Below are 287 nucleotides of genomic sequence, written 5' to 3' on the forward strand. Positions count from 1 at the left end.
AAACAGCATTAAATACTAACATCGAAGCTGTTGATGAAATTTCTCGTCAATTAAGATTACGTGATTTAGGAGGTTTAATAGTTATTGATTTTATAGATATGACACCTGTTTGTAATCAACGTAAAATTGAAAATCAATTACGCGAATCCATGAGACAAGATCGTGCTAAAATCCAAATTGGAAATATTTCTAAATTCGGTTTATTAGAAATGTCTCGACAACGAATTAGTCCTTCTTTAGGTGAATCGAATTATCATATTTGCCCTAGATGTAGTGGAACAGGTACG

General features: G+C 32.1%; 1 protein-coding gene. It reads left to right on the plus strand.

Going from position 1 to position 287, the window contains the following annotated elements; all coding sequences use genetic code 11:
• The coding region (locus LDP10_RS03450) for a ribonuclease E/G (protein ID WP_265197305.1) at window positions 1-287 on the plus strand (287 nt) is incomplete at both ends.

It is taken from the genome of Buchnera aphidicola (Pemphigus obesinymphae) (assembly GCF_026122815.1).
Lineage (GTDB): Bacteria > Pseudomonadota > Gammaproteobacteria > Enterobacterales > Enterobacteriaceae > Buchnera_C > Buchnera_C aphidicola_BJ.